This window comes from Bacteroides caecigallinarum, assembly GCF_021530995.1.
Classification (GTDB): Bacteria; Bacteroidota; Bacteroidia; order Bacteroidales; family Bacteroidaceae; genus Phocaeicola; species Phocaeicola faecigallinarum.
This window is the reverse complement of record NZ_JADYTF010000123.1, coordinates 1-9,945: the sequence shown is the minus strand read 5'-3', so window position 1 is coordinate 9,945 and position 9,945 is coordinate 1. Positions and strand designations below refer to the sequence as shown.

The 9,945-nt window shown below is 42.0% G+C and carries 7 protein-coding genes; 4 read left to right on the top strand and 3 right to left on the bottom strand.

Annotated elements, in window-relative coordinates; genetic code table 11:
* Positions 1-84 precede the first annotated feature (84 nt).
* Positions 85-564: an S-ribosylhomocysteine lyase gene (locus I6E24_RS13765; protein ID WP_235329110.1), complete on the bottom strand. Its 480-nt coding sequence runs from the start codon at positions 562-564 to the stop codon at positions 85-87.
* A 31-nt stretch (positions 565-595) separates the two neighbouring features.
* The gene (locus tag I6E24_RS13760) at positions 596-1,294 is read right to left on the bottom strand and encodes a 5'-methylthioadenosine/adenosylhomocysteine nucleosidase (protein ID WP_235329108.1); all 699 of its coding nucleotides are present in this window, start codon (positions 1,292-1,294) and stop codon (positions 596-598) included.
* Between the two features lie 122 nt (positions 1,295-1,416).
* Here I6E24_RS13760 and I6E24_RS13755 point away from each other — a divergent pair, with 122 nt between their 5' ends.
* The 4 genes from I6E24_RS13755 to I6E24_RS13740 all read left to right on the top strand — a co-directional run bounded on the left by I6E24_RS13755 (position 1,417) and on the right by I6E24_RS13740 (position 8,845).
* The gene (locus I6E24_RS13755) at positions 1,417-3,906 is read left to right on the top strand and encodes a YfhO family protein (RefSeq protein WP_235329107.1); all 2,490 of its coding nucleotides are present in this window, start codon (positions 1,417-1,419) and stop codon (positions 3,904-3,906) included.
* Positions 3,907-4,231: 325 nt separating this feature from the next.
* Positions 4,232-5,572, top strand: coding sequence for an MFS transporter (locus I6E24_RS13750; protein WP_235329106.1), 1,341 nt, complete (start codon positions 4,232-4,234; stop codon positions 5,570-5,572).
* 32 nt (positions 5,573-5,604) lie between these two features.
* Positions 5,605-6,576 (top strand): glycoside hydrolase family 130 protein, encoded by a 972-nt coding sequence (locus tag I6E24_RS13745; protein ID WP_235329105.1) that lies wholly within the window; start codon positions 5,605-5,607, stop codon positions 6,574-6,576.
* A 37-nt stretch (positions 6,577-6,613) separates the two neighbouring features.
* On the top strand, positions 6,614-8,845 hold the full coding sequence (locus tag I6E24_RS13740; RefSeq protein ID WP_235329104.1) for a GH92 family glycosyl hydrolase: 2,232 nt from the start codon (positions 6,614-6,616) through the stop codon (positions 8,843-8,845).
* Positions 8,846-8,934: 89 nt separating this feature from the next.
* Here I6E24_RS13740 and I6E24_RS13735 read toward each other — a convergent pair whose 3' ends face one another.
* Positions 8,935-9,567: an HU family DNA-binding protein gene (locus tag I6E24_RS13735; protein WP_235329103.1), complete on the bottom strand. Its 633-nt coding sequence runs from the start codon at positions 9,565-9,567 to the stop codon at positions 8,935-8,937.
* Between the last annotated feature and the right edge of the window lie 378 nt (positions 9,568-9,945).

The following is a 9,945-nucleotide window of genomic DNA, read 5'->3' as shown; positions in this document are numbered from 1 at the left end:
AATATATGGAAATCTGTAGTATTATTTTAAATTAAAGCCGTTCAGCGAACATTCACTAAACGTTTACTGAACGGCTTTTTCTCATTATGCAGGATAATTCAGATTTTCCTCAGTTGCCTGTTCCAGAACTTCTTCCAGATATTTCTTAGCTTCCCATTTTGCCATAGGAAGATTCATCATCAGATAGTTACCGCAGTCTTTGGCTGTTGCTCCAGGAACTTCACCTTCATAATCGGCAATGAAACGGAAAGTTTCTATCATCAGCGGAAGTATATCTGCCGATTTCAAGTCACCTTTTACTACAAGATAGTTACCTGTGAGGCAGCCCATAGGCCCCCAGTATATAATCTTGTCTGCCCATGCCGGGTGGTTGCGAAGGAATGTCGCGGCCAGATGCTCTATTGTGTGGATGGCAGAGGGGCTTAATGCCGGTTCGCGGTTAGGCTCCTTCATACGGACATCGAATGTGGTTACTGTTTCTGTTCCCACCTTGTCTTGTCTTGATACGTATATTCCGCGTAGCAGACGGATATGGTCTATTGTAAAACTTGGTATCTTTTCCATGAGTGAAGAATTAAAAATTAATAATTAAAGATTATCCAATTCTATTAGGCAATGCCTTCAGGAATGTTTCTGTAACCTTGAACGAACGGTTTGCCATTTCGCCCCAGAAGTTCAGATACTGGTCGAAGTGGTTTTCTGCTCCCGGAGTGTCACTGATGATTCTGAAGCTGATGAACGGGACTTTATACAGATAGCAAATCTGAGCTATAGACGCTGATTCCATATCTACAGCCAGACCTTCGTGGAAGTTTGACTTTATTTCGTCCAGTTCCTTGCGGTCGGTTATGAATTTGTCGCCGGTACAGATGAGGCCTCCGTGGATGGCTGTTTCAGTATCGAGTGACATTGCTGTATTGTAGAGTGTTTCGTTGCCTTCGAAGAAAGTAGGCAGTCCCTGAATCTGTCCGTAGGCATTACCTTCGCCGCACCATACATCGTGATATACTATATTGCGGCTCACCACTACGTCCATCACCTTCAGACAAGTGTCTATACCTCCTGCCACACCGGTGCTGATGATACAGTCAGGCTGGAAGTTGTTTATCATTTCCACTGTTCCGGCAGCTGCATTTACCTTTCCTATACCGCACTGCATCAGTACTATTTCGTTGCTGTTGATTTTTCCTTCTATGTAGTTGAAAGGACCTTTACTTGATTCTTTTATCTCTGTGAGTTGGTTTGCCAGTTGCTTCTGTTCGGAAGACATGGCTGTGATAATTCCTATTTTCATTCGGTAATTTTGTTCTAATTTTGATTTTCGGTGGCAAATTTACAACATTTCAAGCAGTATTATGTTATCTTTGCCGACTGAATACTAATAGTTTATTTAATTTTTCAATTCTTTGATATAGTATGAATTTATTCAAGAAACTTATTCCGGACATTGTGGCTGTGGTATTGTTTGCGGTAATATCGTTCGCATATTTCTTTCCGGCAGTCACCGAAGGACGAATATTGGCCCAGCATGATGCCGTAGCGGGTATCGGCTCTGGTCAGGAACAAAAAGAGTATCTGGAAAAAACGGGTGAGCGTACCCGCTGGACAAACTCTATTTTCGGAGGTATGCCTACCTATCAGATGTCGCCAAGTTATGATTCTACCGAAGCTTTGGGATTCATCCAGAAGGTTTATCATCTGTTCTTGCCTACATACGTGTGGTATGTGTTTGTGATGCTCCTCGGTTTTTATATCCTGCTTCGTGCATTCAACTTCAAGGTATGGCTTTCTGCTCTTGGCGCGATAATATGGGCTTTCTCATCTTATTTCTTTATTATCATTGCGGCTGGACATATATGGAAATTTGTCACTCTGGCTTACATTCCACCTACAATAGCCGGTATGGTGCTGGTGTATCGTGGAAAATATCTTGCCGGAGGATTGCTCACTGCATTGTTTGTCGCACTGCAGATAGTTGCAAATCATCCGCAGATGAGTTATTACTTCCTGTTCGTTATGCTGTTTATGGCTGTAGCCTACGGCGTGATGGCTTATAAGGAAAATAAGCTGAAGGATTTCTTCAAGGCGACCGGAGTGCTTGTAGTGGCAGGTGTGATAGGTGTCTGTATCAATCTTTCCAATCTTTATCACACATATCAGTACAGCAAGGAGAGTATGCGAGGCAAGAGTGAACTGGTGAAGGAAAACTCAGCCAATCAGACAGGAAGCGGACTTGAACGCGATTATATCACACAATGGAGCTATGGCATAGGCGAAACATTCTCGCTGCTTGTCCCTAATGTGAAAGGAGGGGCTTCCGTACCTTTGGCTGCAAATGAGGATGCGATGAAGAAGGCAAATCCTATGTATCGTGGGCTGTACTCGCAGTTGGGACAGTACTGGGGCGAACAGCCGGGTACCTCAGGTCCGGTTTATGTGGGTGCATTTGTGATGTTCCTTTTCATCCTTGGATGTTTCATAGTGAAAGGCCCAATGAAATGGGCTCTTGTAGTGGGAACAGTCTTCTCTATTGTGTTGTCGTGGGGAAAGAATTTCATGGGAGTGACAGACTTCTTTATCGATTATGTTCCTATGTACAATAAGTTCCGTGCCGTTTCGTCTATTCTTGTAATTGCGGAATTTACTATTCCTCTGCTTGCCATCATGGCATTGAAAGAGATAATGGAACGTCCTTCCGTAATTAAGGAGAATGCGAAAGGATTTTATACCAGTCTGGCACTGACAGGAGGTTTGTCTCTTCTGTTTGCTTTGGCTCCTCAGGTGTTCTTCCCTTCGTATATTTCCACAATGGAGATGTCAGCTCTTCAGAATGCTATTCCTCAGGACCAGCTTGTTCCTATATTGACAAACCTTGAAGAGGTTCGTGTCTCGATATTTACTTCCGATGCATGGCGCAGTCTTGTAATTATCCTGATAGGTGTAGCTTTGGTATATGCTTATTCGATTGGAAAGCTGAAACCGAAGGTTACGGTAGCTCTTATAGCTCTGTTGTGTCTTGTGGATATGTGGAGTGTGAACAAACGCTATCTGTACGACGAACAGTTCGTTGCAAAAGGAACAGAGATGAAACCATACTTGGAACCGTCGGAAACTGACAAGGAAATCCTGAAGGACAAATCTTTGGATTACAGAGTATTGAACCTGGCTGTGAATACATTCAACGAGAACAATACGGCTTACTGGCATAAGAGTATCGGAGGATATCACGCAGCAAAGCTTCGCCGTTATCAGGAGATAATTGAGGAACATATCCATGGTGAAATGAACGGTGTCTTCTCTAAACTCTCAGAGGCAGGTGGTGATATGGCTAAAGTTGACCAGAACGCTTTCCCTGTTCTGAACATGCTTAACACAAGATATTTCATCCTTCCGCTTCAGGACGGAAAGACTGCTCCGGTGTTCAATCCGTATGCTTGCGGAAACGCCTGGTTTATAGGCGATGTGAAATATGTTGACAATGCAAATGAGGAGATAGATGCATTGCATGATATTAATCCGCTACACACAGCTGTTGTTGACAGGAAATTTGCTGGACAGGTTAAGATGACTGCCGCTCCAGACTCCCTCAGCTCAATAGTTCTGAAAGAGTATCAGCCTAACGCATTGAAATATGAGGTTGATTCCAAGAACGGTGGGGTAGTGGTATTCTCGGAAATATATTATCCGGGTTGGATTTCGACTATTGACGGTGAAGAGGTTGAACACGGACGTGCCGACTATATTCTCCGTGCGATGAATGTTCCTGCAGGAAAACATATGATAGAGTTTAAGTTCGACCCGAAATCGCTTCATACTACTGAAACCATTGCTTATATAGCATTAGCTTTACTGGCTATTGGTGTTGTAGCAGTGATTATGTCAGAGTTTAGAAAACGTAGAGTATAATTCGTAAAACGTATCAAACTTTGTAGCGGACATTTCTTAAATACCAATCTGCTATCTGTCCTGTAAATCAGGTATCAGTAGAATATCAGATTGGTATTTCTATGTTCATGAAATGTTTCCGGAAATGAATATAAAGTTTGCTGATAATAAGATTTTTTACGATATTTGCAAAAATGTTAGTCGTGAAAATGAGAAATGCTACCGGGATTATCTGTCATGCACGACAAAATCTTAAAAGATGGATTTCTTGAATTTTAAGTGACAGATAACTTTTTTTGAATTAACTAACCTTATTTTTAATACAGCCTAATTGAAAAAAATTATTATGAGTAACACTAATTGTAAGAGTCCTATAACATGGGTCCCGTCGGCATATTTTGCCATGGGACTACCTTTTGTAGTCTTGAATATGGTGACAGTACTTATGTTCAAAGGACTGGAGGTCGATGACAAGCTTATAACATTCTGGACATCATTGATACTTCTCCCATGGACATTAAAACCTTTGTGGAGCCCATTCCTGGAGCTTTTCAAAACAAAGAAGTTCTTTGTCGTTGCAACTCAGCTGATAACAGGTATTGCATTCGGTCTTGTTGCTTTATCATTGAATCTGAACAGCTTTTTTGCCATATCTATTGCCTTGCTTGCGGTAATAGCTTTCAGTGGAGCTACACATGATATTGCATGCGATGGTGTTTATATGAGTGAACTGTCCAATTCGGAACAGGCGAAATATATAGGATGGCAGGGCGCATTCTATAATATAGCGAAGATTGTGGCTACAGGAGGATTGGTATACCTGGCCGGATATTTTATAGAAAGTTATTCGGCTGTAGGTTCCGTACTTGAGGCAAACAAGAAATCCTGGATGACAATTATGCTTATACTGTCGGCTGTGATGATATTGTTGGCATTGTATCATATATTTGCCTTACCTTCAACAAAAGCGGTTAAGGCAGAGGGGCAGAGAAGCGGAAAAGAAATATTATCAGAATTATATAATGTATTGTCTGATTTCTTCCGTAAGAGTCATATCGTATATTATATTTGTTTTATTATCCTGTACAGATTTGCCGAAGGCTTTGTGATGAAGATTGTACCTTTATTCCTGAAAGCGGCCAGAGAAGCCGGAGGATTGGGACTTTCAGAAAAAGAAATAGGGCTCTATTACGGTACGTATGGTGCTGCCGCCTTTGTTTTGGGCTCATTGCTTGCCGGATATTACATCTCTGAAAAAGGATTGAAAAATACTTTATTCGCTTTATGCTGTATATTTAATCTGCCGTTTGTGGTATATGCCTTTTTAGCTTTTTTCCAGCCGGAAAACGGTTTGATAATATGCGGCGGAATAGTTTTTGAGTATTTCGGATATGGTTTTGGATTCGTAGGACTTACACTGTTTATGATGCAGCAGGTAGCTTCAGGCAAGCACCAGATGGCGCATTATGCTTTTGCTTCAGGCATTATGAATCTGGGAGTGATGATTCCGGGAATGATGAGCGGATGGGTTTGTGAGACACTGGGTGAATGGTTCAACAGACCAGGAGGATATGAACCGTTCTTTATTTTTGTGCTGGTAGCCACAATTCCGGCATTCCTGATGACTTATTTCATCCCGTTTAAGTATAATCAGGACGGTATGCTTATAGAAGGACAGAAAGAATGAATCTTATTTTATAATATTTAAATCTGATAAATATGACAGAGAAATTTATTATGCCATGGGAAGAACGCCCGGCAGGTTGTAACGATGTGATGTGGAGATATTCAAAGAATCCGGTTATCGGAAGATATCACATCCCCACTTCAAACAGTATTTTCAATAGTGCGGTAGTTCCTTTCGGTGATGGCTTTGCCGGAGTGTTCCGTTGCGACAACAAGGCCGTACAGATGAATATCTTTGCCGGTTTCAGTAAAGATGGTATAAACTGGGAAATAAATCACGAACCTATTCAGTTCAAGGCGGGCAATACTGACATGATAGAATCGGAATATAAGTATGATCCTCGTGTCACTTGGATTGAAGACCGTTACTGGATTACGTGGTGCAACGGTTATCACGGACCTACTATCGGTATAGCCTATACATTTGATTTCAAGGAATTCTTCCAATGTGAAAATGCTTTCCTACCATTCAACAGAAATGGTGTACTGTTTCCGCAGAAAATCAACGGCAAGTATGCCATGCTGAGCCGTCCTAGCGATAACGGACACACACCGTTTGGTGATATATACATCAGCTATAGTCCTGACATGAAATACTGGGGCGAACACAGGTGTGTGATGAAAGTCACTCCATTCCCGGAAAGCGCTTGGCAGTGTACGAAGATTGGTGCCGGCTCTGTTCCGTTCCTGACCGACGAAGGCTGGCTTATGTTCTACCACGGAGTAATCACTACATGCAATGGCTTCAGATACTCAATGGGTGCAGTGATTCTTGACAAGGATAATCCTGAAAAGGTTTTGTATCGTACACGTCCTTATCTTCTTGCCCCGGCAGCTCCATACGAACTTCAGGGAGATGTTCCTAACGTGGTATTCCCATGTGCCGCCCTTCAGGATGGTGAAAGAGTTGCCGTGTACTACGGCGCCGCCGATACTGTAGTCGGTATGGCTTTCGGATATATATCAGAGATAATAGATTTTGTAAAAAATAACTCTATAGTATAAGAAATTTCAGCTTATACTGTATCAGCAATTGGAATATATGAAAAAACTGCTATTTAATGTAATGTTTACAGTCCTTGCCGGAGCCGCAATGGCTCAGCAGCCGGTAGACTATGTAGATCCGTTTATCGGTACTACAAACTTCGGAACTTGCAATCCAGGCGCAGTATGTCCTAATGGTTTGATGTCTGTTGTTCCGTTTAATGTTATGGGCTCAGCCGATAATAAATATGACAAGGACGCGCGTTGGTGGTCTACTCCGTATGAATATACCAACAGCTATTTTACCGGATTTGCACATGTTAACCTTAGTGGCGTGGGATGTCCCGAATTGGGCTCTTTGCTTTTGATGCCTACTACAGGTGAACTCGACGTCGATTATAAGAATTATGGTAGTAAGTACGAAAAGGAAACAGCTACTCCCGGATATTACAGTATTTATCTGCAAAAATATGATATACTGGCAGAAGCTACAGCTACCATGAGAAGCGGACTGACGCGTTTCACTTTCCCTGAAGGAAAAAGCAATATATTGCTTAATCTAGGTGAAGGTCTGACCAATGAGACCGGTGCTTTCGTAAGAAAAGTAAGTGAGACCGAGATTGAGGGTATGAAACTTCTTGGCACTTTCTGTTATAATCCACAAGCTGTCTTCCCGATATATTTCGTCATGAGAGTCAGCAAGGCTCCTGTTGCGTCCGGATATTGGAAGAAACAGCGCGAAATGCAGGGAGTTGAGGCTGAGTGGGACCAGCATAGCGGCAAGTATAAGATATATGATAAGTACGGAAAAGACATTGCAGGCGACGACATAGGAGTGTGGTACACATTCGATACCTCCGAAGGTGAGGAAATAGAAGTATCCATGGGAGTGTCGTTTGTAAGTATTGAAAATGCCAGAGAAAACCTTGACAAGGAACAGTCCGGAAGACATTTTGCCGAAATACATCAGGAGGCAAGAAACAGATGGAACGACGATCTGGGCAGAATAATGGTGGAAGGTGGAACTAAGGAACAGAAGACAGTGTTCTATACGGCGCTTTATCACACACTTATCCATCCAAACGTACTTCAGGACATAAACGGACAGTATCCTTCGATGGAAGGTGACAAGATACTCTCTACAAAAGGCGATAGATATACTGTTTTCTCATTGTGGGACACATACAGAAATCTGCATCAGCTGATGACGCTTGTATATCCTGAACGACAGATTGAAATGGTGAAAACCATGCTTGATATGTACAGAGAACATGGCTGGCTTCCAAAATGGGAACTTTATGGAAGAGAGACACTCACTATGGAAGGCGACCCTAGCTTGCCGGTTATTGTAGACACATGGATGAAGGGACTAAGAGATTTCGATATCAATCTGGCATACGAGGCAATGTATAAGTCTGCCACAATGCCCGGAAAAGACAATCTGATGCGTCCGGATAATGACGATTATATGTCAAAAGGTTATGTACCGTTGATGGAACAGTTTGACAATTCCGTATCTCATGCACTGGAATATTACATTGCGGATTATGCTTTGTCAACTCTTGCCAAAGAGCTTGGAAAGAAGGACGACGCGAAGATGTTCTACAAACGCTCTATGGGATATAAGAACTACTACTGCAAGGAGTTCGGAACCTTGCGTCCTATCCTGCCAAGCGGAGAGTTCTACGGTCCTTTCGACCCTATGCAGGGCGAAAACTTCGAGCCTAGTCCGGGATTCCACGAAGGAAACGCATGGAACTATACATACTATGTGCCTCACGACGTGAAAGGTCTGGCAAAACTTATGGGAGGAAAGAAAAAGTTTATTGACAAACTCCAGATGATATTCGACAAAGGATATTACGATCCTGCCAACGAGCCTGACATAGCCTATCCTTATCTTTTCAGCTACTTTAAGGGTGAAGAATGGAGAACGCAGAAGACTGTCAAGATGCTGCTTGAAAAATATTTCAAACCAACACCTGACGGTATTCCGGGAAATGATGATGCTGGTACAATGTCGGCATGGGCAATCTTCAGTATGATGGGATTCTATCCTGATTGTCCTGGAGTCCCAGAATATACTCTGACTGCTCCTACATTCGACAAGATAACCATAAACTTGAACCCAAAATACTATAAGCAGAAACAGCTTGTAATAGAAGTGGTGGACGATGAAAAGAATACCGACGGGTATATCAAGCGCATCGAAATGGGAGATTCATCATGCGGATATAGGGTAAATCACAATTCGCTGGTTGAGGCCGGAACTTTGAGGTTCTACAAGTAACAATGGTTCTACAAGTAATAATATGGAGAGGGCATTCCGGATGGGCATGCCCTCTTTTTATGCCCTCTTTTTCATATCCAATCATTTGTTCATTCTTCCTTAGTTCCGAAACTTCCCGGTGCAGGCATATACAGCGGATGGTTCCGGAAACCTACGTTGACCAGTTTTCCACTTCCGGTCAGACGCTTAATCTGTTGCATGGCCATATATCTCGTGGTTGAGCAGATGTCTTGCAGCCTTTGACGTGTGATTACCTTGTTTGTTCTGAAATAATTTGTCAGTATTTCGTCCACTTTCTCGTCTGTGATAGCGTCAGAATGTCTTGCTATAACCTTTTCCATTCCGTTTTCTGCAGCCAATTTCTTTACCCTTTCAGTAAATTCCTTTTCCGGATTGATATTAACCGATTTCACCACTATTCCCTTTCCGTTTTCTTTACCTGTGCACGTCCCGTTTGCGGATTTAAGGCTGATATTGAAGTTGCACAACCCTTCTAACTTTACAATATTTCCTTTTGCCAGCTGATTGGCAATCTCGTCCTGAAATGCAAAGATTACAGCATTAATGTCCGCCGGTGTAAGAGTACTGGCATTATGTATCAATTCTATAATTCCTTTAGTGCTGATGGTCTGCTGTCCGCATACTCTGATGTGGTATTCCGATTTCAGTTTACCTTCTTTGTTGTCCGGATTCTTGTAAAAATCGTACTTTATTTTTCCCATATTTTTTTGTTTTTTATGTTTTGTCAATATCTGTTTGGCTGCTGACGATTGTGGACAGAGCTGCCGACGATGGTCAACACATTTGCTGACTATGGTCGACACTACTGCCGACGATGGTCGGCACCAGAAAATGTCGGGCTTATTCTTTCTTTGGTTTCTGAACACAAAAGTACTTAATTGGTTTTTTATAATGTCCGCCTTTGTCAGTCTATTTTGATATTCCTTCATCGTTTTAGTGAAAACTCGCATTGTCTGGCTTTCTTTTTTATTTCCGGCTTTTTATTTTTTGTACAAAACTTAATCGTTTGATAATTTGCTTTTACTTTCTGATTGGCATTCAGGTGTATTTCATAAAATTTTGTTTCAATACTTTTATAC